General features: G+C 54.1%; 27 protein-coding genes. All 27 read right to left on the minus strand.

Going from position 1 to position 22,350, the window contains the following annotated elements; genetic code table 11:
• Positions 1-7: 7 nt before the first annotated feature.
• The 27 genes from flhB to topA all read right to left on the minus strand — a co-directional run bounded on the left by flhB (position 8) and on the right by topA (position 22,264).
• Entirely contained in the window at positions 8-1,090 is a 1,083-nt protein-coding gene (gene flhB, locus GJ1_RS06465; protein WP_066230070.1) for a flagellar biosynthesis protein FlhB, read from the minus strand.
• Position 1,091: 1 nt separating this feature from the next.
• Complete coding sequence (fliR, locus tag GJ1_RS06470; protein WP_066230072.1) at positions 1,092-1,865, minus strand: flagellar biosynthetic protein FliR; 774 nt, start codon at positions 1,863-1,865, stop codon at positions 1,092-1,094.
• Positions 1,866-1,871: 6 nt separating this feature from the next.
• Positions 1,872-2,141 carry a flagellar biosynthesis protein FliQ gene (gene fliQ, locus GJ1_RS06475; RefSeq protein WP_066230073.1) on the minus strand — a complete coding sequence of 90 codons (270 nt, stop codon included), beginning with the start codon at positions 2,139-2,141 and terminating at the stop codon, positions 1,872-1,874.
• 15 nt (positions 2,142-2,156) lie between these two features.
• Positions 2,157-2,825, minus strand: coding sequence for a flagellar type III secretion system pore protein FliP (fliP, locus tag GJ1_RS06480; protein WP_066230076.1), 669 nt, complete (start codon positions 2,823-2,825; stop codon positions 2,157-2,159).
• On the minus strand, positions 2,818-3,474 hold the full coding sequence (gene fliZ, locus GJ1_RS06485; RefSeq protein ID WP_066230080.1) for a flagella biosynthesis regulatory protein FliZ: 657 nt from the start codon (positions 3,472-3,474) through the stop codon (positions 2,818-2,820). The genes fliP and fliZ overlap by 8 nt, the downstream gene beginning before the upstream one ends.
• A 19-nt stretch (positions 3,475-3,493) precedes the next feature.
• On the minus strand, positions 3,494-3,853 hold the full coding sequence (locus GJ1_RS06490; protein ID WP_033025091.1) for a response regulator: 360 nt from the start codon (positions 3,851-3,853) through the stop codon (positions 3,494-3,496).
• Positions 3,854-3,877: 24 nt separating this feature from the next.
• On the minus strand, positions 3,878-5,059 hold the full coding sequence (fliY, locus tag GJ1_RS06495) for a flagellar motor switch phosphatase FliY (RefSeq protein ID WP_066230082.1): 1,182 nt from the start codon (positions 5,057-5,059) through the stop codon (positions 3,878-3,880).
• Positions 5,049-6,053 (minus strand): flagellar motor switch protein FliM, encoded by a 1,005-nt coding sequence (gene fliM / locus GJ1_RS06500; protein WP_066230085.1) that lies wholly within the window; start codon positions 6,051-6,053, stop codon positions 5,049-5,051. The genes fliY and fliM overlap by 11 nt, the downstream gene beginning before the upstream one ends.
• A 28-nt stretch (positions 6,054-6,081) precedes the next feature.
• Positions 6,082-6,510 carry a flagellar basal body-associated protein FliL gene (gene fliL / locus GJ1_RS06505; RefSeq protein WP_066230092.1) on the minus strand — a complete coding sequence of 143 codons (429 nt, stop codon included), beginning with the start codon at positions 6,508-6,510 and terminating at the stop codon, positions 6,082-6,084.
• A complete protein-coding gene (locus tag GJ1_RS06510) occupies positions 6,497-6,721 on the minus strand; it encodes a flagellar FlbD family protein (protein WP_066230095.1) in 225 nt (74 codons plus the stop codon). Before GJ1_RS06510 ends, fliL begins: the two co-directional genes overlap by 14 nt.
• 43 nt (positions 6,722-6,764) lie before the next feature.
• Positions 6,765-7,562, minus strand: a complete 798-nt coding sequence (gene flgG / locus GJ1_RS06515) for a flagellar basal body rod protein FlgG (RefSeq protein WP_066230098.1) — start codon at positions 7,560-7,562, stop codon at positions 6,765-6,767.
• An 18-nt stretch (positions 7,563-7,580) separates the two neighbouring features.
• Positions 7,581-8,009: a flagellar hook assembly protein FlgD gene (flgD, locus tag GJ1_RS06520; protein WP_066230102.1), complete on the minus strand. Its 429-nt coding sequence runs from the start codon at positions 8,007-8,009 to the stop codon at positions 7,581-7,583.
• Between the two features lie 13 nt (positions 8,010-8,022).
• A complete protein-coding gene (locus GJ1_RS06525) occupies positions 8,023-9,210 on the minus strand; it encodes a flagellar hook-length control protein FliK (protein WP_066230105.1) in 1,188 nt (395 codons plus the stop codon).
• Positions 9,207-9,818 (minus strand): MotE family protein, encoded by a 612-nt coding sequence (locus GJ1_RS06530; RefSeq protein WP_066230107.1) that lies wholly within the window; start codon positions 9,816-9,818, stop codon positions 9,207-9,209. The genes GJ1_RS06525 and GJ1_RS06530 overlap by 4 nt, the downstream gene beginning before the upstream one ends.
• Positions 9,819-10,265: a flagellar export protein FliJ gene (gene fliJ, locus GJ1_RS06535; RefSeq protein WP_066230110.1), complete on the minus strand. Its 447-nt coding sequence runs from the start codon at positions 10,263-10,265 to the stop codon at positions 9,819-9,821.
• 42 nt (positions 10,266-10,307) lie between these two features.
• Positions 10,308-11,618 carry a flagellar protein export ATPase FliI gene (fliI, locus tag GJ1_RS06540; RefSeq protein WP_083509964.1) on the minus strand — a complete coding sequence of 437 codons (1,311 nt, stop codon included), beginning with the start codon at positions 11,616-11,618 and terminating at the stop codon, positions 10,308-10,310.
• A complete protein-coding gene (gene fliH, locus GJ1_RS06545) occupies positions 11,596-12,375 on the minus strand; it encodes a flagellar assembly protein FliH (protein ID WP_066230118.1) in 780 nt (259 codons plus the stop codon). Before fliH ends, fliI begins: the two co-directional genes overlap by 23 nt.
• Complete coding sequence (fliG, locus tag GJ1_RS06550) at positions 12,359-13,378, minus strand: flagellar motor switch protein FliG (protein ID WP_066230124.1); 1,020 nt, start codon at positions 13,376-13,378, stop codon at positions 12,359-12,361. Before fliG ends, fliH begins: the two co-directional genes overlap by 17 nt.
• Positions 13,379-13,390: 12 nt before the next feature.
• Complete coding sequence (fliF, locus tag GJ1_RS06555) at positions 13,391-14,977, minus strand: flagellar basal-body MS-ring/collar protein FliF (RefSeq protein ID WP_066230128.1); 1,587 nt, start codon at positions 14,975-14,977, stop codon at positions 13,391-13,393.
• 81 nt (positions 14,978-15,058) lie between these two features.
• On the minus strand, positions 15,059-15,355 hold the full coding sequence (gene fliE, locus GJ1_RS06560) for a flagellar hook-basal body complex protein FliE (protein WP_066230130.1): 297 nt from the start codon (positions 15,353-15,355) through the stop codon (positions 15,059-15,061).
• Between the two features lie 19 nt (positions 15,356-15,374).
• A complete protein-coding gene (flgC, locus tag GJ1_RS06565; RefSeq protein WP_066230133.1) occupies positions 15,375-15,827 on the minus strand; it encodes a flagellar basal body rod protein FlgC in 453 nt (150 codons plus the stop codon).
• Between the two features lie 3 nt (positions 15,828-15,830).
• Complete coding sequence (gene flgB / locus GJ1_RS06570; protein WP_066230136.1) at positions 15,831-16,220, minus strand: flagellar basal body rod protein FlgB; 390 nt, start codon at positions 16,218-16,220, stop codon at positions 15,831-15,833.
• A gap of 195 nt (positions 16,221-16,415) precedes the next feature.
• The gene (gene codY / locus GJ1_RS06575) at positions 16,416-17,195 is read right to left on the minus strand and encodes a GTP-sensing pleiotropic transcriptional regulator CodY (protein WP_011230715.1); all 780 of its coding nucleotides are present in this window, start codon (positions 17,193-17,195) and stop codon (positions 16,416-16,418) included.
• Between the two features lie 16 nt (positions 17,196-17,211).
• The gene (hslU, locus tag GJ1_RS06580; protein ID WP_066230151.1) at positions 17,212-18,606 is read right to left on the minus strand and encodes an ATP-dependent protease ATPase subunit HslU; all 1,395 of its coding nucleotides are present in this window, start codon (positions 18,604-18,606) and stop codon (positions 17,212-17,214) included.
• Between the two features lie 18 nt (positions 18,607-18,624).
• Positions 18,625-19,167: an ATP-dependent protease subunit HslV gene (gene hslV, locus GJ1_RS06585; protein WP_066230140.1), complete on the minus strand. Its 543-nt coding sequence runs from the start codon at positions 19,165-19,167 to the stop codon at positions 18,625-18,627.
• A gap of 24 nt (positions 19,168-19,191) precedes the next feature.
• On the minus strand, positions 19,192-20,094 hold the full coding sequence (gene xerC, locus GJ1_RS06590; RefSeq protein ID WP_066230143.1) for a tyrosine recombinase XerC: 903 nt from the start codon (positions 20,092-20,094) through the stop codon (positions 19,192-19,194).
• A 94-nt stretch (positions 20,095-20,188) separates the two neighbouring features.
• Positions 20,189-22,264, minus strand: coding sequence for a type I DNA topoisomerase (gene topA, locus GJ1_RS06595; protein ID WP_066230146.1), 2,076 nt, complete (start codon positions 22,262-22,264; stop codon positions 20,189-20,191).
• Positions 22,265-22,350 lie beyond the last annotated feature (86 nt).

Raw genomic sequence — 22,350 nt, forward strand, 5'->3', positions numbered from 1 at the left:
CTTGCTGCTACACCTTTCGCTTGAGCCGATAGACGTACGCCAAAATTTCCGCCACTGCTTTAAAAAACGCCTCTGGAATCATATCGCCGACTTCCGTCTGGCGGTAGAGCGCCTGCGCCAACGGACGGTTCTCAACGGTAACGACGCCGTGGGCTTTCGCCACTTCCTTGATTTTCAACGCCATATAATCCGCCCCTTTCGCGACGACAACCGGCGCTTCCATCTTGCCGTCTTCATACTTGAGGGCAACGGCGTAATGCGTCGGGTTCGTAATGACGACGTCCGCGTTCGGCACTTCCTGCATCATCCGCCTCATCGCCATCTCGCGCTGTTTTTGCTTGATGCGCGATTTGATGAGCGGATCGCCTTCCGTCTTTTTGTACTCATCTTTAATGTCCTGCTTGGACATGCGGATGCTTTTTTCAAATTCAAACCGCTGATACAAGTAATCAAACAGCGCTAAAAACAAGAGCGCCGCCGCGGCGTACAGCCCCATTTTCACCGTCAAGCCGCCGATGACAGTCAAGGCCACACCCGGCGTCTTGGAAACGAGCGCCGCAAGCTCGCTTCGTTCGGCAAACAGCGCCGCAAACACGACCGCACCGATGATTCCAGCTTTCAACACTGATTTCAACAGCTCGACCAAGGCGCGCAACGAAAACAGCCGTTTCATTCCTTGCACTGGATTGAGGCGGTTCCAATCCATTTTTAACGGTTCAACGGTAAACAAGGCGCCGATTTGCAAAAAGTTGGCCAACCCAGCCGCCAGCACTGCGGCGGCGAACAGCGGCGCCAAAAGCAAGGCCGCATGGGAAAGCCAGTCAAGAAACAGCCGGTGAAGTGAGTCAACCGTCAACGAAGCGGACGCGTAATCGGACAAGGCGCGGGCGAACAGCCGCAGCAGGCCGTCCCGCTCGTACGCCCCGGCCAAGGACAAAGCAAGAAACGAAGCAAGCAACACTGAAGCGGAGACGACATCGCCGCTTTTGGCCACCTGCCCTTTTTCCCGCACTTCCTGCCGTTTGCGCGGCGTCGCCTTTTCCGTTTTTTCCCCAGCGAAAAATTGCAAATCGAGCCGCCACTCGCCCATCTTATCCGCCCCCCAACAGCCGCATAAACTCGCGCAACGATGCAAACATTAAGTGAAATACGCCGCGCGCCGCGAGCAATATTCCCCCAACCGCCGCCAAGAGGAGCAAAAACGCCGCCGCCGTTTTGGCGGAAAAACCGACCGCGAAAATGTTCATTTGCGGCACGGCGCGAGCGATGATGCCAAGCGCCACGTCGACTAAAAAGAGCGATCCGACAAGCGGGGCGGCCATTTGCACAGCGGCGGCAAACATGGCAGCGAACACCCGCACGACGTACTCCACCGCCGGCCCATCGGCAATGTGCGGCAAGCGGTCAAGCGGCAGCCAATGATAGCTGTAAAACATGCCATCAAGCAGCAAATGGTGCCCGTCAAGCATAAGCAAAAGCAAAAGCGCCAACAAATGAAGATACTCTCCGAGCAACGGGCTTTGCGCTCCGGTTTGCGGGTCGATGACGTTGGCGATGGCAAACCCGATTTGAAAATCGATCAAGCCGCCGGCGATTTGCACCGCCGCCATGAGGATCGCCGCCAGCAGCCCAAGCGCCAGCCCGACAAGCGCCTCTTTTACGACAAGCAATACGTACACGCCGTCAAGCGACAACACCGGTTTGGGCATCGCCAAAAACAACAGCCAGCTGAACAAAAACGCCAGTCCGACTTTATACGAAGCCGGCACGGTCCGGTAGGAAAACAACGGCATCGCCGCGAAAAACGAAGCGGTGCGGACAAAGACGAGCAAAAACGCCGGAAAATAAGTCCATACTTGTTCCATCGCCGATCAGCCTATAAACGAAGCAAGATTGTTGAAAATATCGTGCGCGTACGACACCATTTTCGAGAGCATCCACGGCCCAAAGAACACAAGCCCAAGCAAGACGGCGACGATTTTCGGCACAAAAGCGAGCGTCTGCTCTTGAATTTGCGTCGCAGCCTGAAAAATGCTGACGACAAGTCCGACGGCAAGCGACAACAGCAGCAGCGGCCCGCAGACGATAAGCACGATATACACGCCTTGTTCAGCAAGGCGGATGATGAAATCGGCACTCATAAACGCCACCTATCTTTATTGAAAACTTCGCAGCAATGATTGGACGACCAAATGCCATCCGTCGACAAGGACAAACAGCAAAATTTTAAACGGCAACGAAACCATCACCGGCGGCAGCATCATCATCCCCATCGACATTAAGACGCTGGCAACGATCATGTCTATGACTAAAAATGGAAGAAAAATCATAAAGCCCATTTGAAACGCCGTTTTCAACTCACTGATGGCAAACGCCGGCACGAGCACGGTCATCGGGATGTCGTTGATCGTTTTCGGCTGTTTGGCGCCGCTGTACGATAAAAACAGCGCCAAATCTTCCTGCCTCGTGTATTGGCTCATAAACTGCTTCAGCGGAACCGCCGCCCGTTCATACGCCTCCTCCAAGTCAATTTTGTCGGCAAACAGCGGCTGCAGCGCCTGGTCGTTGATTTCTTTCCATGTCGGCGCCATAATGAAAAACGTTAAAAACAGCGCGAGCCCGACGAGCACTTGGTTCGGCGGCATTTGCTGCGTGCCGAGCGCTGTGCGCACAAACGACAAAACGATGACGATGCGCGTAAAACACGTGGTCATAATCAAAATGCCAGGAGCGATCGACAAAACGGTGAGCAGCAACAGCAGCTTCACCGCCGTCGACACGTGCTCGGGAGCCATCGAATCAAACATATGGACAAATTCACTCATCGCCGGCCGTTCCTTTCTTTTTCAACCGCTTGAGCCATTCGTTTCGCTTTTCCGTCATTTGCTTCATCTCCTCGGCCAACAGCGCGGAAAACGATGGCGGCAAACCGCTTTTCCGCTTTGGTTTCGCTGCCCAACGGCCGCGAAAGAGAGAACCGAGCCGGCCAAACTCGGCCATCCGTTCCAACCGTTCGCGATGCTGCGCCAACAGCTCATTGATTTCATCCTCATCCTCAATTTCCCTGAGCAGCTGAATCGAATCGCCGACACCGATGACGAGCAACCGGCGGCCGACTTTAATCAGCTGCACGGAGCGGTTCGCCCCGACGCTTGTTCCCCCAAGGTGCTCGATGGCGCCTTTTTGGCCGGAAACGAATGGCTGACGGCGGGAAAACCATTTTAATACTGCATAAAGAAGAATGAGGACAAAGGCGGTCGCGCCGATGAGCCGAAGCACATCGGAAGCGGAAACCGCATCGGCGGCTTGATTCGCTGTCTGTTTTGTCTGCTGCCCGGAAGGCGCTGACGGCCCGCATGAATCAGGATGCTGCAGGCAGTCGGCGACCGTCGGGCTTTGGGCGGCCGATGCCGGCACCGGCCCAAAAGCGATGGCTGCTGCCAGCAAAACGGCCGCCCAGCGCCAGATTGCCATGATCTCCACCTCTGATCGCTCACCCGATCGTTTTGTTGATCGCTTCGATGACGCGGTCCGCTTGGAACGGCTTGACAACAAAATCTTTTGCCCCAGCTTGAATGGCGTCAATCACCATCGCCTGCTGCCCCATCGCTGAGCACATAATGACTTTGGCGTTGCTGTCGATTTTTTTAATTTCCTTGAGCGCCGTAATGCCATCCATCTCCGGCATCGTAATGTCCATTGTCACCACGTCAGGACGCGTTTCCTTGTATTTCTCGATCGCCTGCCGCCCATCCGCCGCTTCGGCGACGACTTCATGTCCGTTTTTCGTCAAAATGTCTTTAATCATCATGCGCATAAATGCCGCATCATCAACGACAAGCACTCTTGCCATGTCCCCAACCTCCCAAATGCCTGTTTATTTTAGCCGTTTTAGCCGATCGCTTTGGCTGACAATATCGGTAATGCGCACGCCGAAATTTTCATCGATGACGACGACCTCGCCTTTGGCGATCAGCTTGTTGTTGACAAACACGTCGACCGGTTCGCCGGCCAGCTTATCGAGCTCAATGATCGATCCAGTCGACAGCTGCAAAATTTCCTGCACCGATCGCTTCGTCCGTCCGAGTTCAACCGTCACCTGCAACGGCACATCAAACAGCAGCTCCAAATTGCGCGCCTCTGTTGCCGCAAGCGGCTGGGCATCGAACTCGACGAAATCGGCGGTTTGAATATGCCGCGCGGTTGCACCATCCCTCTCCTTGTCCGCGCGCCCAGCCGGCGGCTCATCCGTCGAGCGGCCCGCCGCTTCTGAAACGGCCGCACCGACATTCGCCTGGGCGTGAGTCGGAACAGGCTGCGGCTCGCTAAACGGCTGCGCGTCCGCCGACGGCTTGAGGTTGACTTCCGCAGCCCCCGGCTCCTCAAGCGGCGAGCCGAGCAATTGGGCGACCAATTCTTTCGCGAAATCGATCGGCAACAGTTGCATAATGCTTGAGTCGATCAACTCGCCGATTTTCAGCCGAAACGACACTTTAATGAGAAAATCTTCGTCCGGCAAATATTCCATCCCTTTTCCTTCCGCCAAATCAAGCAGATGGAGCGTCGGTGGGGAAATGTCGACCCGCTTGCCAAAGACGGTCGACATCGACGTCGCCGCCGAGCCCATCATTTGATTCATCGCTTCTTGAACCGCGCTCAGCTGAATTTCCCCGAGCGCCTCATCGGCCGTCGTTCCGTCGCCGCCAAGCATCAAATCGGCGATGATCGCCGCGTCTTGCTGCTTAATGACGAGCAAGTTTGTTCCGAGCAGCCCTTCCGTATAGTTGACTTGGATGGCGACATATGGCTGTGGAAATTCATCGGCGACTCTTGTTCGCTCGATAATGGACACGCTTGGCGTCGTAATTTCCACTTTTTGGTTCAATAACATCGACAACGCGGTAGCCGAACTGCCGAAAGAGATATTGCCGATTTCCCCAAGGGCGTCCTGCTCGAGCGGAGTCAGAATATCATGGAGCGCCGGAACATGGCCGCCGCTGTCCATTCCGCGCAACAAAGCATCGATTTCATCCTGCGACAACATTCCATCATTCATCATGGTCGTCTTCGTCCCCCTCGATCATCGCTAAAATTTGCACCGCCAGCTTTTTGTTCCGCTTCCCCGGCTGGCCGATAAACTTTGGAATATGGCCGATTTTGACCACGAGCGGCTCATGAATCGACTGTTCAAGCTGAATGACATCGCCGGCTTCGAGCTGAAGAAATTCATTGACCGTGATGACCGCCGTGCCCAGTTCGGCGATAATCGGCAATTTTGCCGCGCGGATGCGCTGTTCGATCCGTTTCGCTTCCTCGGGGGAACGCTCTTTCTTTTGCGCCTGCATCCAGTAATGCACCGACAGCCGCGGCATAATCGGCTCCAAGACGACATGCGGAATGCAAACGTTCATCATGCCCCGCGCTTCGCCGATTTGCGTGTTCAGCGAAATGACGACGACAGTGTCGTTTGGCGCAATCATGCGCAAAAACTGCGGATTGACTTCAAAATCGACAAACAGCGGATCAAACTCAGCTACCGACTCCCACGCATCGCGCCAATAGGCGAATGCCTTGTCAAACAAATTGGACATGATGCGCGTTTCAATCTCGGTCAAATGATCCACTTTATCCATGCCGACGCCGCGCCCGCCCATCACCCGATCGAGCATGGCGTAGGCGATGTTCGGGTTGACTTCCAAAAGTACATGCCCGTCCAGCGGCGGCACTTCAAAGACGTTGATGATCGTCATTTTTGGAATGGAGCGGACGAACTCTTCGTATGGAATTTGGTCGGCCGATGCGACCGAAATTTGCACATACGTACGCAGCTGGGCGGAAAAAAACGTTGTCAGCAGGCGGGCGAAATTTTCATGAATGCGCGTCAGGCTGCGGATTTGGTCTTTGGAAAACCGAAGCGCCCGCCGAAAATCATATGTTTTGACGCGTCGGCCTTCCTCTTCCTTTTTCAGCTCTTCCGCGCTCATTTCTCCTGCAGAAAGCGCGGCGAGCAACGCGTCAATTTCGCTTTGCGACAATACTTCCCCGGCTGTCATTTCATCTTCCCCCCTTCAGATGGCAGGGCTACTGGAGGATAAACGAAGTAATGTAGACGTTCTCCACTCTCCCTTCCTGCATCAACGCGTTAATCTCGCGCTTCAGCCGCTCTTTCAGCGCCGTCAGCCCTTCTTTTCCTTTAAAGTCGGCCGCTTTCATCTCTGAAAGTTGCTCGATGATCGCGTCTTTAATTTGAAAGTCGCGTTTTTCCGCCTCTTCCCGCGCTTTGTCGCTGTCGGTCTGGATTTTAAATGAGATTTTAATATACCGTCCGTCCGCCAAGTTCGTTGTCATTTCCGGGATGTCGAGTGAGCTCGCGGCGAGCTCATCGGCGCTTGGCGCCCCCTGTTTCTCCGCATTCCCCATCTTCAGCACCGCAACAAGCGCCGCCGTGCCGGCTAAGGCGATGACCGCGAGCACAATGATCATCGTTTTAATTGCTTTATTCCCTTTCACTGTTCAATCCTCCTGCTTCCGGTAAGCGAAATGCGCCAAGCTGCCGGTAAAATTCGCTCGCCAATGCGGCCACTTGCTCGACGGTTTCGCGGACAACAAACTTTTTTCCGTTCGTCAGCGTTACGGTCGTATCGGGAAACGATTCAATTTGTTCGATGTAAAGCGCATTGAGCATAAACCGTTTGCCGTTGAGCTTCGTTAACGAAATCATCGGCCAGCGGGCGAGGAAAACCGCTCACGCCCTACCTCCTATTCTATTTTTTCAAGTTGACAAGCTCTTGCAAAATTTCGTCCGATGTCGTAATGATGCGTGTATTGGCCTGAAAGCCGCGCTGGGCGACGATCATCTCCGTGAATTCCTCGGCAAGGTCGACGTTGGACATTTCAAGCGTGCCGGAGACGATCGTTCCTGTTCCGTTTGCTCCCGGCGCTCCCAGAGCCGGCGTGCCGGAGTTCACCGTTTCGCGGAACAAGTTGTTGCCTGCTTTTTCTAATCCGTCATTATTGGAAAACTTAGCTAATTGAATCGTTCCTATAGACTGCAAATTGCCCGCGGCATTCACAATGGTGACAACACCGTCGGCTCCAATGCTTATACTTCTCGCATCGGTCGGAACTTGCAGGCGGACATTTCCTGTGCCAAGCAAATATTGGCCATCGGCATTCACGATATAGCCTTGAGAATCGAGATAAAAATTCCCGGCTCTCGTATACATGCGATTGTTTCCAGAAACGTCGCCGACGACAAAAAACCCATCCCCTGAAATCGCCAAGTCCAGCACTCGCCCGGTCGTTTGCAAGCTGCCTTGCGTATGGACGGTGTCGATTGCGGAAAGCTGCGCCCCAAGCCCCACCTGCTTCGGATTCGTACCGCCGCGGCCGGCGTTCGGCCCGCTTGCGCCAGAAATCGTCTGGCTCATTAAATCTTTAAACATCGTTCGCCCTTTTTTAAATCCGTACGTGTTGACGTTGGCGATGTTGTTGCCGATGACATCCAACTTCGTTTGGAAGTTGCGCATGGCGCCGATTCCGGAATACATCGAACGAAGCATCGGTTCCCTCTCCCCTTTTTATCCTTTTTGTTCGACTTTCACGACCGCATCCGCGGCAATCGTTGTCCCGTTATCAAGCCCAAGAGTCACTTGGCCGTCTTTTTGCATGACCGATCGAACGACGGCGCTCATCATGGCCTCTCCATCTTGCCAATGCACCGTTTTGCCGATCCACTCGCTGTAGCGCAGCAGCGCATCGCGGCTTGACGCTTGCATCCATTGTTGCATCAGATTCGCGATATTCATCATTTGCTCAAGCGAGGAAAAGCTCGCCATCTGTGCAATGAAGTCTTTATCTTCCATTGGATTAAGCGGATCTTGGTTTTGCAGCTGAGCGAGCAAAATTTTGAGAAAGTCGTCTTTTCCTAAAATTTGATTGCCCGTTTTCCGTTCCTGCTGGACCGCATTGGCCAACCATAAGCTGCCCTCGATCGCGTTCGTTGCCATCATCGTTTCCCCCTTATGCATCAGCTTCGATCCCGTCTAGCGCAAACGGGAAGGAAGACGATTGCTCCTGCTTTTGTTTTTGCCGCGATTCGCCATGTTGCTGTCCTCCTTGGCGGTTCCCGGAATACGGCGGCATGTCAGAACTGTCATAGTCCGACCAAACGGTCCATTTTTCGACCGTGATGTGACTCGCATCAAGCTGCTGAGCAAGCTGCGGCAAATGAGCGTGGAGCAGCTCTTTCACCGCGTCGTTGGCCACAAGCAACTTGGCGGTGAGCTTCCCGCCTTCCTCTGTCATTTTCACCGTCACCGTCCCGAGATGTTCCGGATGGAGGCGGATGACAAATTGCATGGCACCGTTTGGCAACTTCATCCACCGCGCCAACCTTAGTGCGTGCACGACTTGATCAGTGAGACTTCCGCCAGCTGACGCCTGCGTCTCGCCGATCAGCCCAACAGGCGAAGTGGAGGGGGAGAAAAGCGTAGAGGGGAGTGTGAACGAAGGAGCGTCCTCGCCGTCACGCCCCCTGCCACTCCCTCCTTGCAGCGAAATGTCTTTTTCGCCATCCAGACGGAAGGAAGAAACTCCATTGAACGGCGCGGCAATCGGCATTTTGGTTCCTTGCTCATTGAATGGGCGCCGGTCTCCGTCGCTTGGGAGCGGTGGGAACATCTCTGTCTTTCCAATGGAAGGAGAAAAAGGTTCTTTGTCCCTATTGCCGCTTTTTCGTCCTTCGTTTATGAACGCATGCCCGAAGCCTGACCCAGCCGCCGGCTGAGCGGCAATTGTCGCTTCTCCATTCATCGCGCCGGCGAACGGAAATGTCAGACCATCAGCGTCTTGGCCATTCCGCTGTCCGTCCGCCGCCAAAAGCGGCGCGCCGGCAACCGCCGAAATCGGAGCGATCGCCAAAGCGGCCAAGATGGAAGGAGCAAGCCATACTGACTCCATTTGCGCCGTCTTCTTTTCCGCTGAAGACGGTTGTCCGGCTGCGCCCGTTTCCATTCCGCCATTTTGCAAATCCGGCTCTTTGTTTTCGTTCGGCCTCTCTCTAAACAAGCCAATCTCTACCCCTACCGGCGATCGTTCTTGTTGCTTGTGCGCAAGCAGGACGGCAAACGCGCCGCCGGCGCCTGCTTCCTTTTTCGCCGCCGCGGCGCCTGCCGATTGCGGCAGATTGGTCGCGATCATTACTCTCATTCAGTCGCCCCCTCCCCCATCGCCCATTTGCTTAACGATGCCAACAGTTTCGCCGCTTGTTGGGCCGGCATTTGTTCCAAAATGGCTGCCGCTTTGTCGCCGTCGATCCGACTCAGCACACGAAGCGCCTCGCTCTCGGGCAGTTCCGCCAAAATAGCCGCTGCCTGTTTTTCCGACATGGCGTCATACATGCCGGCGACATCTTCTTCCGTCAAGGCTGGCTTCGCAACAAACTCAGCTTGTTTGTCCGTTTCCTTGATCGTCGCAGACAGCTGGGCGATTTCCTTTTCCTTTGCCGCTACGTCGTTTTTCAACCGCTTGATTTGCTTTTGTTGGTCGGCAATCGTTCGTTTTTGCTGCTCGATCGTCCGTTGCTGGGCCTCAATCGTTTTTTGCAAAGCTTTCTCCCTCTTGCTCCAGTTGATCCACTCGGAGACAAACGGCACCTTTGTTGTCCACTGCTTTGCCGCCTTGGCCACATCAACTCCAGCAACGTTTAAAATCAACAAGAGAAAGGAGACGGCAAACGCACTCGGAATGACAATGACGAACAACAGCCATTGCCACCAGCTCGCCTGCATTTCCTGTTCAACTTTGCTATCTGCCATCTATACCTCTCCTTGCCTTGCAAAGCGTTGAACCGCCATTTCATCAAGCAGGCGGCGTTCCGCTTCCCTCTCAAGCTGCTCGGCCCACCGCTTAATGCGCTCGCGCATTTTTTCGTATTTTTTCACTTCGATATTCAATTCCATCAAACGCTGTTGCCGGCGCTGCATCTGCTCGCGCGCCTGCATGACGACGAGCTGATAATGGTCGATCGTCCGCTCTAAATTCGCCATATATTGCAGCCTAAGGCGAATGTCTCCAACGGACAGGCCGGCTTTCAGCTGTTCATCCCGAGCCGCCACGCATTCCTCCTTTTCCTTGAGCAGGTGGTAAAGCGCTTCAGCTGCCTGCTCAAACCGGCGCACCGCCTCCTCGTATTCGCCAAGCGCCTTCTCTTTTTCTTTTTCTTTCATCGACAACACTTTTTGCAGCCGAAACGTCGGCGTCACATTGATTCACCCTTTCATCGTCTGAAAATGGCGCGCGATTTCTCACCTAACCGACAACAAGCGAAACAGCGCATCAATGCTTTCAGCGCGCGTCGTTTTTTCATCGATGTTTTGGCGGCAAAACGCCATCATTTGCGGATAAAATTCGATCGCCTCATCAATTTCTCGGGACGACCCCCGTTTGTACGCCCCGATTTGAATCAAATCCTCCGAATCTATATAAGTGGACAGCAGGCGGCGGAATCGGTTTGCCGCTTCACGGTGCTCTGCGCTGACGATGTGGGGCATGACGCGGCTGACGCTTTTGAGCACGTTGATCGCCGGGTAATGCCCTTTGTTCGCCAGCTGGCGCTCAAGAACAAAGTGGCCGTCCAAAATGCCGCGCACCGCGTCGGCGATCGGCTCGTTCATATCGTCGCCGTCAACAAGCACTGTATAAAACGCGGTGATTGTGCCGGAGGCGTTCGTTCCAGCCCGCTCAAGCAGCTTTGGCAGGAGGGCGAAAACCGATGGCGTATAGCCTTTCGTCGTCGGCGGCTCGCCGACGGCAAGGCCAATCTCCCGCTGCGCCATAGCGACGCGGGTGACCGAGTCCATCATAAGCATGACATCCGCCCCTTGGTCGCGGAAATATTCGGCGATCGCCGTCGCCGTATAGGCGCCTTTGACACGCATCAGCGCCGGCTGGTCGGATGTAGCGACGACGACGACCGAACGGGATAAGCCTTCCGGGCCAAGGTCGCGCTCTAAAAATTCGCGCACTTCGCGGCCGCGCTCGCCGATTAAGGCGATGACGTTCACATCGGCCGACGTATGGCGGGCGATCATTCCCATGAGCGTGCTTTTGCCGACGCCCGAGCCGGCAAAAATGCCGACGCGCTGCCCTTTGCCGACGGCAAGCAGGCTGTCGATGACGCGGATGCCGACTTCAAGCGGTTCGGCAATCGGCGGCCGAACGAGCGGATTGGGCGGATCGCGTTCGACCGACACCGGCTTCAATCCAAGCGGCAGCGGGCTCCCGTCAAGCGGTTGGCCGAGCGGATCAAGAACCATGCCGATGAGTGCATCGCCGACGTGCACTTCAAGCGGCCTGTTGGTCGCTTCGACGAGGCAACCGGGAGCAATATGAGACATGGCGGACAACGGCATAAGCAAAACGTGCTGTTCATGAAAGCCGACGACTTCGGCGGGAATTTTCCGGCGGCCGCTCTGTTCATGGATGTAGCAAAGATCGCCGATCGAGCTTTCCGGCCCTTTCGATTCCATCATCAAGCCGACGACGCGTGACACTTTGCCAAACCGTTTATACAAGTCGATGGCGTCTATTTCATCAAGAAGCGCCTGCCAGTTCAGAAAACGCCCCCTCCTTCAGCCGCCGGTAGAGCACCTCGCGCAACCGCTCAAGCTGCACATCGACGCTCGCCTCGATGCGCCCAAACGGCGTCTCCACAACACAGCCGTATTCGGGGAGCGCATCGTCCGGATAGATAAATAGATCGACGCGATGCGGAAACAAAGATTTCAACAACTCTTTTTGCTCCGCCACCGCTTCGTAGCAATGCGGATGCACGTGAACGGCCACTTCCGTTTGCCGGCGCACTTCCTGCAATGCTTGGTGCACGAGCGGCAAAAAGGCGTTTCGGTCGCCCTCAAGCACAGCGCCGATGATGCGTTCCGCCGCTTTTAACGCCACATCAAGCATCGTCTCGGCTGACGATTCAAGACGGGCGTAAAATTCGTCGTTCACCCGCTCCGCTAAACGACGAGCTTGTTCGATCCATTGGCGATGCTCACGAAGCGCCTCCTCGCGCCCAGCCGCATAGCCGTCTTCATACCCGCGGGCGCGCGCTTCCTGCATGAGACGCTCTTTCTCGCGCTGCCATTCCTCTTGCTCGCGCGCCAGCCGCTCGCGCACCGATTCGTAATATTGCTCTGCCTGGCGGCGAAGCTTGGCTGCTTCTTCCTTGGCGGCGGCGATCGTTTCCATCTCTCGCTGCCGATCGTCGGCAGACGATGGGAGATCGGAAACATGGCGCTGCACGACGATCGTCTTTTTCCCAGCACGTGCCGCCAATTTCGGCGCTTTAATGACGTTAGACAATAATATCATCTCCTCCCCCGCGAGCGATGACGATTTCTCCGGCCTCTTCGAGACGGCGGATCACCGCGACGATGCGCGATTGGGCCTCCTCGACATCGCGCAGCCGGACTGGCCCCATATATTCCATTTCTTCTTTGAACGTCTCGGCCATTCTTGTCGACATGTTGCGGAAAATAATGTTTTTCACTTCGTCGCTCGCTACTTTCAGCGCCAGCATGAGATCGTTGTTGTCCAACTCGCGGATGACGCGCTGAATGGCGCGGTGATCGAGCGTCACGATATCTTCAAAGACAAACATCCGTTTTTTAATTTCCTCGGCCAGTTCCGGATCTTGGATTTCCAAGGCATCCAAAATCGTCCGCTCCGTGCTCCGATCGACTTGATTCAACACTTCAACGACTGCTTCAATGCCGCCGGCTTGCGTGTAATCTTGCACGACGGTCGCAGACAGCCGCCGCTCCAAAATTTGCTCAACTTCGTTGATAATCTCCGGCGACGTGCTGTCCATGAGCGCAATGCGCCGGGCGACATCCGCTTGCATTTCCTGCGGCAGCGCCGATAAAATTTGCCCCGCCTGCGCCGGCTCCAAGTACGAAAGAATGAGGGCGATCGTCTGTGGATGCTCGTTTTGAATAAAGTTCAATAGCTGCATCGGGTCGGCTTTGCGCGCGAAATCAAACGGCCGCACCATCAATGCCGATGTTAGACGATTAATAATGTTCATCGCCTTCTCAGGACCGAGCGCTTTTTCAAGCACTTGTTTCGCGTAAGCAATGCCGCCTTGGGAGATGTAATCTTGCGCCAAAGCGAGCTGGCGAAACTCCTCGAGCACTTCTTCCTTTTGCTCAGCCGTCACTTGGCGGACATTGGAAATTTCCAATGTCAACTTTTCAATTTCTTCCTCGGATAAATGTTTGTAGACGGAGGCTGATACATCGGGGCCGAGAGAGATGAGCAGGATCGCGGCTTTTTGCCTGCCCGACAGCCCGCCTTTTCGTTCGCGTTTTGCCATACGCTGTTCCTCCTACTCCTCCGATAACCACGTTCGCAATAGTTTGGCAAATTCGTCCGGTTTTTCTTTCGCCAGCCGCTCGAGCTGTCGGCGGCGCTGCACGGCTTCCGTCTCCGGCGGCTCCGGCAAATCTGGCTCCGCCGAAAGCGGCGGAGTAAACAAGTGTTCTTCTTCCTCTTCCTCATCTTCGCGGCGGCGGCGCAGCCAGAGGAACAACAGCAAGGCAACAAGCAACAGCGCTCCTGCGCCGGCCGCATACCACCACCACGCCGGCCGATCCGGCGTTGATTCGGTGAATGCCGGCTTGCCGTTGAATTTTTGCACCGAAACGACGATGCGGTTGTTGATGTCCTGATCAGTAAGCGTTTGTGCCTCGCCCTTGTCGATCGACGTCCGGATGATTGTCCCTAATATTTTTTGAATATCATTGACCGTCTCGGGCGGCAGCGAGTTCGGGTCATTGGGATTAGGCGGCTCGACCATCACCTGAATGCCTAAATCGCGGATTTTATACGGACTTTCAACGATTTGCTTTTTGATTTTGTTTACCTCATTGTTGATCGTCTCTTCGGTCCGCTCATAGTTGCCATTTGCTGCACCGTTTGCGCTTTGATAGCCCGGCACCTCGTTCGCGCCCGTTCCTGCAGCGCCTCCGGGCGGCACGCCGCTTCCTGAATACGTCTCTTTAATGCGCTGGACGCTGACGGCAATGCCTTCTTTTGTTTTATCATCAACTGGGGCAACTAAGTTTTCTTCCCGCTTTTCTTGCGTAAAATCAATGTCTGCCGTCACAGAAACGACGACTTTGTCTTGCCCCATCATCGTGCCGAGCATTTGTTGCACTTGGCGTTGAATGTCGCGCTCGATCTGCTTTTTAATTTGCTGCTGCGAGGCGAATGTCGTTCCTGTCGAATTTTCGCCGTCATTTTTTAAATCGAAATACTCAAAAAACTGGTTCATAATGACGATATTATCTGTAGAGAGGTTCGGAACACTTTTGGCGACGAGATGATACAGCGCTCGGATTTGCTCGTCGCTGAATTGGTAGCCCGGCTTCGTCTTCAGCACGATCGAGGCCGAGGCTTCCCCTTTTTCATCGGAAACGAATACGCTCGGCTGCGGAAGGTTGATCATCACTTTGGCGTCCTCGACGCCGTCGATCGTCTTGATCAAGTTGGCGAGCTCGGTTTGCATCGCCTTCAGCTTCACCATATTGAACTCATTATCCGTCATGCCGAAGCTCGCGTTTTGGCCGAAAAACGAATAGTCGATGACCCCGCTGCTTGGTATGCCTTCAGCGGCCAGCTCGACTTTCAGCGCATCAGCCTGCTCTTTCGGCACTTTGATCGTCGTTCCGCCGTCCGCCACTTCCACCGGAACGCCGCGCTGGTCGAGCGTTGCTTTAATTTGCCCGGCTTCTTGCGGCGACAAATTGCTGTAGAGCGGCACCATTTCCGTCCTTGTGGCGAAAAAGACGCCGACGCCAACGGCCAAAAGCGCGGCCGCTGCCGCAGTGAGCGCGAGCCATTTCTGTTTTTTTGTCCGTTCCTGCCAAAACGCGCGAGCGCGGCTCCACCACTCTTTCCATTTATTCCCCATAAAATTCCCCCGATGATCCAGTGCCTGCCGCCATAGCGCAACGATGGCGGCGGCTTCTGTATGTAGTGCAGTTCGTTGCCGCTACAATGGGATGCGCATCATTTCTTGATACGCCTCGATCGCTTTGTTGCGGATCTCAATTGTCAGTTGCAACGCAATGCTCGCTTTTTGCGCGGCGATCATCACATCATGCAGCTGAACGTTCTCCCCGCGGACGAGCTTTTCCGTCAGCGCATCGGCTTGAATTTGCGCTTCGTTCACACGGCTGAGCGCCTCTTTGAAAAACGCAGCGAACTGCTTTTGCACCTCAGCCGGCTTCGCCGGGGGCGAAACGGCGGAAGCCATCGTCAGCCCAATGCGGCTTGCTCCATCAATCATCGCTTATCCCCCTTACATGCTATTTCCCGATCTCGAGCGCCTTCATGAGCATTCCTTTTGAAGCATTCAACGCCGTGACGTTCGCCTCATACGAACGCGTCGCTCCAATCAAGTCAACCATTTCTTTCAGCGGATCAACATTTGGCAGACGCACATAGCCATCGGCGCCGGCATCCGGGTGATTCGGGTCGTAGACGAGTTTAAACGGCGCCGGATCATCAACAATTTCTCGCACCCGCACCCCGCTGCCCACCGCGTCGGCACGACCGAGCGCAGCTTGCAAGTAGCTCGAAAACGGCCCGCTGCGCGGTTCGATGACGACCATTTTGCGGCGGTATGGCTCCCATTCTCCGTTGACAAGACGGGCGCGCGTCGTATCGACGTTAGCGATGTTAGAGGCAATAACGTCCATGCGCAGCCGCTGAGCAGTCAACGCCGAAGCCGAAATGTTTATACTTTGAAACAAAGACACCCGTTATTTCCCTCCTTTAATCACTGTTTTCAACGTTGTAAATTTGCCGTTGAGCCGCTCGATTAAGGCATTGTAATAAATTTGGTTTTCTGCTAGCTTTGACATTTCTTGATCGATATCGACACTGTTTCCATTATGATTGTAACTCATCATTGTGTCCGTCGTCACGATGATTTTTCCGCTTTGTTCGTTCGGAAACGAAAAATGCTTCGGATTCGTCCGTTTGGCCTCGAGCCGAAGCGCCCGTTCCAATTCAGCCTGAAAGCGCACGTCTTTCGCCTTATAGCCCGGCGTATCGGCGTTGGCGATGTTGTCGGCGATCGCCTGCTGGCGAAGCGCAGCGTAGCGAAGCCCTTGTTCAAGCCAGTCGATCGTCGATGAAAAGAGCGCCAATGGAATCCCCTCTTTTCTCCTATTTTTCGACAATTTCTGCTAGATTTCATTTTACGGGAAAGAAAACCCAATGTATAGCCGGAACTTGGTACTATTTTTCGACGCTGCCATCATAGAAAATCGATGCCAAGGACGTTTGCCAAAACAAAAACCCGCCGGGCTAAAATCCCCAGCGGGCTTAGACGGTTAAGCCGTTCAGCTCGATTTCAATTTTTCAAGTTCGCTTAAAAACTTGTCGTTCAATACTTTAATGTACGTCCCTTTCATGCCGAGTGAACGCGATTCGATCACGCCGGCGCTTTCAAGCTTGCGCAGAGCATTGACGATGACCGAGCGGGTGATGCCGACGCGGTCGGCGATTTTGCTCGCCACAAGCAGCCCTTCCGTTCCGTCAAGCTCTTCAAAAATATGTTCAATCGCCTCAAGCTCGCTGTAAGAAAGCGAGCTGATCGCCATTTGCACGACCGCCTTGCTGCGCGCTTCCTCTTCAATTTCTTCCGCCTTTTCACGCAAAATTTCCATGCCGACGACCGTTGCTCCGTATTCAGCCAAAATGAGATCATCATTGTCAAACTCGCGGTCAAGGCGCGACAAAATGAGCGTGCCGAGCCGCTCGCCCCCGCCGTTGATCGGAACGATCGTCGTCAAGCCGGTTTTGAACAAGTCACGATTTTCCACTGGAAACGCCGTATATTCACTATTAATATCGATATTAGGAGACGTTTCCGTAATGTTGAACAAGTTTTTCGTGTATTCTTCCGGAAACTGGCGCTCCTCAAGCATCCGCTTCATCCGTTCGTTTTCAATCGATTGTTTAATGGCAAATCCAAGCAGTTTGCCGCGGCGGCTGACGACAAACACATTGGCTTCAATCACTTCGCAAAGCGTTTCTGCCATTTCTTTAAAATTGACCGGCCGCCCGGCGGCCTTTTGCAACATGGCATTGATTTTCCGCGTTTTCTCTAGCAAGTTCATCGATTCCATCTCCTCCTCATAAAATAAACTCGCTTAAATCTTTGTTTTTGACGATGCTGCCGAGTTTTTGTTCGACATATTGCGGCGTGATGACGACTTTGTCGATCCCGATGTCCGGCGCTTCAAACAGCAAATCTTCAAGCAGTTTTTCCAAAATCGTGTGCAACCGGCGCGCGCCGATGTTGTCGGTCGTCTGGTTTACTTCAAACGCCACCTCGGCAATCTTACGAATAGCATCGTCAGAAAATTCAAGATTTATACCTTCCGTCGCTAAAAGAGCTTGATATTGTTTAATGAGCGCGTTATTCGGCTCGACTAATATTCTTACGAAATCGTCGACCGAAAGTTTCGAGAGCTCGACCCGGATCGGGAAACGGCCTTGCAGCTCAGGGATCAAATCCGACGGCTTCGCCATATGGAACGCGCCGGCGGCGATAAATAGAATATGGTCTGTTTTCACCGGGCCGTACTTCGTCATGACGGTCGACCCTTCGACAATCGGCAAAATGTCGCGCTGCACCCCTTCGCGCGAGACGTCGGCCGAGCCGGACACCGCTCCGCTGCGGGCGATTTTGTCGATTTCATCGATAAAAATGATGCCGGACTGCTCAGCGAGACGGACGGCCTCTTGCGTCACCTCATCCATGTCGATCAGCTTTTGCGCTTCTTCATTGATGAGCGCTTTGCGCGCTTCGCTCACTTTGAGACGCCGCTTTTTGCGCCGCTTCGGCATGAGGCTGCTTAAGGCGTCTTGCATGTTAACGCCCATCTGCTCAATTCCTGCCCCTTGCAAAAAATCAAACAATAGGGGCGTCTGCTCCTCAATTTCAATTGTGACCATCTCATTTTCGAGCTGGCCGTTCGCCAGCTGCCAGGCGACTTGGCGCCGCTTTTGTTCCACCTGTTCATCTTCATGGCTGTAGCTGTTGTCCGATTCGCTTGTTTGCCCCCCAAACAACAGCTCGAGCGGATTTTTGATCGTTTGCTTCGGCTTGCCCGGAACGAGCAGTTCAACAAGCCGCCTGTTCGCCTGCTGTTCCGCCCGGTCTTTCACTTCGTTCATTTTCCGCTCTTTCACGAGCCTAACTGACGTTTCCACCAAATCGCGCACCATCGATTCGACATCGCGCCCGACATAGCCGACTTCGGTGAATTTCGTCGCCTCGACTTTGATGAACGGCGCGCCGACGAGTTTGGCGAGCCGGCGGGCGATCTCCGTCTTCCCGACCCCGGTCGGGCCGATCATTAAAATGTTTTTCGGCATCACTTCATCGCGCAACTTTTCATCAAGCAAACTGCGGCGGTACCGGTTGCGAAGCGCGATCGCCACCGCTTTTTTCGCCTCTTTTTGCCCGACGATGAACTGATCGAGCTTTTCGACAATCTGCCGTGGAGTCAACGTTTCCGCCATCATCGGCCTCCTCCTTTTTTACAGCTCTTCGACAATAATATGGCCGTTTGTATAAACGCAAATGTCAGCGGCAATCTCGAGCGCCGCCTTGGCAATCTCTTTCGCGGTCATCGAGCCGCCGGCATACTTCTTTAACGCACGTCCGGCAGCAAGCGCATACTGGCCGCCTGAGCCAATGGCGAGCATGCCATCATCCGGCTCAATCACTTCGCCTGTGCCGGAGACAAGCAGCAAATGCTGTTTGTCCATGACAATGAGCATCGCCTCGAGGCGGCGCAACACTTTATCGCTCCGCCACTCTTTCGCCAGCTCAACGGCCGCGCGCGGCAAGTTGCCATTCAATTGTTCAAGCTTGCCTTCAAACATCTCAAACAGCGTAAACGCGTCAGCGACCGAGCCGGCGAAACCGGCGAGCACTTTTCCTTGGAACAGCCGCCGCACTTTTTTTGCCGTCTGTTTCATGACGACCGCATTGCCGAACGTCACTTGGCCGTCGCCAGCCATGGCGGATGCGCCGTTATGGCGGATGGCAAAAATCGTCGTCGCATGAAAAGCTCCCATCATTTTCCCCTCCTTGCCTGCGGGTTACGCCCGCGGATGCGCCTGCAAATAAATATGCCGCAACCGGTCTTTTGTCACATGTGTGTACACTTGCGTCGATGACAAATGCGCATGGCCGAGCAGTTCCTGCACCGAACGGAGATCGGCTCCTTCGTTGAGCAAATGGGTCGCAAACGTATGCCGCAAAACGTGCGGGCTGATGTTTTGCGTCAGCGCAGCGGCTTCGACAATCCGATCCAAAATATGGCGCACTCCCCGAGGCGTGAGCGGATTGCCTCGGGCGTTGACAAACAAATAGCGGTGGTCCGCCGGCAGCTTTCTTGTCAGTTCGCGCCGGCCGCTATGGATATACCGTTCAAGCGCTTCGCGGGCTGGGCGGCCGAACGGAACGTAGCGTTGCTTGTTTCCTTTGCCATGAATGAGCACAGTCGCCGCAGCAAAATCGACGTCAGACAACCGAATGTGACAACATTCACTAACCCGGGCGCCGGTCGCGTACAGCAACTCAAGCAACGCCGCATTGCGCTGACCGAGAGCGGTATTTTCATCATTGACAAGAAACAATGCTTCTAATTCTTCCGGGTATAAAAAATTAGGAATTTTTTGCTCTTTTTTCGGCAGCGTCGCGAGCGCAAACGGATTTTCGGCCGCCCGCCCTTCGCGCAGCAAAAACTTGTAAAAACTGCGCAGACTCGAAATTTTGCGGGCGACCGAACGGCTGGCCAACTGTTGCTCGTATAGTTTCGTCAAATACAAGCGGACGTCGCTGTAGGACACTTTATCGAGCCGACCGATCCCCTCTTCATCCATGAACCGGAAAAATTGCTCAATGTCGCGCCGGTAACACACAATAGTATATTGTGAATAATTTTTCTCGATTTGTAAATATTCCATGAACAATTGTAACGCAAGTTTCGAATTCTCCATCGCCTCACCCCGCAACGGCTACTACATCGTACCATATTCTTCTGCATTAACGCAACTATTTTTTATAAAATTCTGAATTGTATCCGATGACCCTTCAAGCTTCTAGCTGCTCTTCATAATCGCACGCCGTGCATTGCACTTGCACACCTTTTTTCAGCTTTTTCTCCACAAGCAACTGCGCGCATTTCGGACACGAGCGGGCGAGCGGTTTATCCCATGAGACGAAGTCGCAGTCCGGGAAACGGTCGCAGCCGTAAAACACCCGCTTTCTTTTCGTGCTGCGCTCGACGATGTTGCCCTCGCGGCATTTCGGGCACTTGACGCCGATTTCTTTGACAATCGGCTTCGTATGGCGGCATTCCGGAAAATTCGAGCAGGCGATAAACTTGCCGAAACGGCCCATTTTGTACACCATCGGACTGCCGCACACCTCGCAGTCAATGCCGGCCGGCTCATCCTTAATCTCAACTGCGCGCATTTCTTTTTCCGCCACTTTCAACCGTTTTTCAAATTCGCGGTAAAACTCGTCGACGACTTTGATCCATTCCACTTTCCCTTCTTCAATTTCGTCCAATTCTTTTTCCATTTTCGCCGTAAACTCGACATCGATAATTTCCGGGAAAAATTCGAGCATCAGCTCTACAACGATTTCGCCGAGCTCGGTCGGGACAAACCGCTTGTTCTCAAGGACGACATAGTTGCGTTTTTGGATCGTATCAAGCGTCGGGGCATACGTCGACGGGCGGCCGATGCCGAGTTCCTCCAACGTTTTGACGAGGCGGGCTTCCGTGTAGCGCGGCGGCGGCTGAGTAAAGTGCTGCTTCGATTCGATCGTTTCGCTCTCAACCGTTTCCTCTTCTTCCAAATCCGGGAGGATACGGTCCTGCTCTTCCGTTTGATCGTCCGTTCCTTCAATATACACTTTCATAAACCCTGGAAATTTCACCTTCGAGCCGCTGGCGCGGAACACGACACCGTTGTTTTCCAACTCGACGCTCATGGTGTCGAGCACGGCCGCCGCCATTTGACTGGCGATGAACCGTTCCCAAATGAGCTTATACAACCGGAACTGATCGCGCGTCAAATACGGTTTCACTTTGTCCGGGTCGCGAAATGCCGATGTCGGGCGAATCGCTTCGTGGGCGTCTTGGGCGTTCGTGCTTTTCTTCTCTTTCCGCTTTTCCTGGTTGACATACATAGCGCCGAACGTCGCCTCGATATATGCCGCCGCCTCTTGCTGCGCCGTCTCGGCGACGCGCGTTGAATCGGTGCGCATATACGTGATCAAACCGACCGTCCCTTCGCTGCCAAGATCGATTCCTTCGTACAGCTGCTGGGCGATCATCATCGTCTTTTTCGTCCGGAAATTCAGTTTGCGCGCCGCTTCCTGCTGAAGCGACGACGTCGTAAACGGCGGCACGGGGCTGCGCTTGCGCTCTCGTTTTGTCACCGTTTTCACCGCAAATGCCGTTCCGTTTAAGCGGTCCAGCACGGCTTTCACATCCGCCTCCGTCTTTAAATCGCGCTTTTGTCCGTCAATACTGTAAAACGAGGCGGCAAACGTCTCTCCTTCTTTTTGAAACGTCGCTTGAATCGTCCAATATTCTTCCGGCTGAAACTCGCGAATTTCTCGTTCCCGATCGATGATGAGGCGCAGCGCCACCGATTGGACGCGGCCGGCGCTTAATCCTTTTTTCACCTTTTTCCATAAGAGCGGGCTGATGTTATAGCCGACGAGGCGGTCGAGCACGCGCCGCGCCTGCTGGGCGTCAACAAGATTCATATTGATCGCGCGCGGCTGCTGAAACGATTGCTGAATAGCATCCTTCGTGATCTCATGAAAGACAACGCGGCAATCAGAGTGAATGTCCAGATCGAGCATGTGGGCCAAATGCCAGGCGATCGCCTCTCCTTCGCGATCGGGGTCGGCGGCAAGAAACACTTTTTTCGCTTTTTTCGCCGCCGTTTTCAACTCTTTGATCACCTGGCCTTTGCCGCGGATCGTAATGTATTTCGGCTCGTAGCCGTGGTCTATATCAACGCCCATTTGGCTTTTTGGCAAATCGCGGACGTGGCCCATCGACGCTTTGACTGTATATTTTTTTCCCAAGTATCGTTCGATCGTCTTCGCTTTCGTTGGCGATTCGACGATAACTAAGTAGTCTGACATCCATCTTCCACCCCTAGGAGGTAAATTGAAATCTTCATTATTATTAATGATTATTGCCGCATTTGTCAAACATGTGCATTACACGG

Source organism: Geobacillus jurassicus NBRC 107829 (assembly GCF_001544315.1).
Lineage (GTDB): Bacteria > Bacillota > Bacilli > Bacillales > Anoxybacillaceae > Geobacillus > Geobacillus jurassicus.

Bases quoted from the DNA above. Each gene is read 5' to 3' on its own strand.
- flhB (WP_066230070.1), bottom strand. From the start codon at position 1,090: ATGGGCGAGTGGCGGCTCGATTTGCAATTTTTCGCTGGGGAAAAAACG.
- fliR (WP_066230072.1), bottom strand. From the start codon at position 1,865: ATGGAACAAGTATGGACTTATTTTCCGGCGTTTTTGCTCGTCTTTGTC.
- fliQ (WP_066230073.1), bottom strand. From the start codon at position 2,141: ATGAGTGCCGATTTCATCATCCGCCTTGCTGAACAAGGCGTGTATATC.
- fliP (WP_066230076.1), bottom strand. From the start codon at position 2,825: ATGAGTGAATTTGTCCATATGTTTGATTCGATGGCTCCCGAGCACGTG.
- fliZ (WP_066230080.1), bottom strand. From the start codon at position 3,474: ATGGCAATCTGGCGCTGGGCGGCCGTTTTGCTGGCAGCAGCCATCGCT.
- GJ1_RS06490 (WP_033025091.1), bottom strand. From the start codon at position 3,853: ATGGCAAGAGTGCTTGTCGTTGATGATGCGGCATTTATGCGCATGATG.
- fliY (WP_066230082.1), bottom strand. From the start codon at position 5,059: ATGATGAATGATGGAATGTTGTCGCAGGATGAAATCGATGCTTTGTTG.
- fliM (WP_066230085.1), bottom strand. From the start codon at position 6,053: ATGACAGCCGGGGAAGTATTGTCGCAAAGCGAAATTGACGCGTTGCTC.
- GJ1_RS06510 (WP_066230095.1), bottom strand. From the start codon at position 6,721: ATGATTTCGTTAACGAAGCTCAACGGCAAACGGTTTATGCTCAATGCG.
- flgG (WP_066230098.1), bottom strand. From the start codon at position 7,562: ATGCTTCGTTCGATGTATTCCGGAATCGGCGCCATGCGCAACTTCCAA.
- flgD (WP_066230102.1), bottom strand. From the start codon at position 8,009: ATGGCAACGAACGCGATCGAGGGCAGCTTATGGTTGGCCAATGCGGTC.
- GJ1_RS06525 (WP_066230105.1), bottom strand. From the start codon at position 9,210: ATGAGAGTAATGATCGCGACCAATCTGCCGCAATCGGCAGGCGCCGCG.
- GJ1_RS06530 (WP_066230107.1), bottom strand. From the start codon at position 9,818: ATGGCAGATAGCAAAGTTGAACAGGAAATGCAGGCGAGCTGGTGGCAA.
- fliH (WP_066230118.1), bottom strand. From the start codon at position 12,375: ATGATATTATTGTCTAACGTCATTAAAGCGCCGAAATTGGCGGCACGT.
- fliG (WP_066230124.1), bottom strand. From the start codon at position 13,378: ATGGCAAAACGCGAACGAAAAGGCGGGCTGTCGGGCAGGCAAAAAGCC.
- fliF (WP_066230128.1), bottom strand. From the start codon at position 14,977: ATGGGGAATAAATGGAAAGAGTGGTGGAGCCGCGCTCGCGCGTTTTGG.
- fliE (WP_066230130.1), bottom strand. From the start codon at position 15,355: ATGATTGATGGAGCAAGCCGCATTGGGCTGACGATGGCTTCCGCCGTT.
- codY (WP_011230715.1), bottom strand. From the start codon at position 17,195: ATGAACTTGCTAGAGAAAACGCGGAAAATCAATGCCATGTTGCAAAAG.
- hslU (WP_066230151.1), bottom strand. From the start codon at position 18,606: ATGGCGGAAACGTTGACTCCACGGCAGATTGTCGAAAAGCTCGATCAG.
- hslV (WP_066230140.1), bottom strand. From the start codon at position 19,167: ATGGGAGCTTTTCATGCGACGACGATTTTTGCCATCCGCCATAACGGC.
- xerC (WP_066230143.1), bottom strand. From the start codon at position 20,094: ATGGAGAATTCGAAACTTGCGTTACAATTGTTCATGGAATATTTACAA.
- topA (WP_066230146.1), bottom strand. From the start codon at position 22,264: ATGTCAGACTACTTAGTTATCGTCGAATCGCCAACGAAAGCGAAGACG.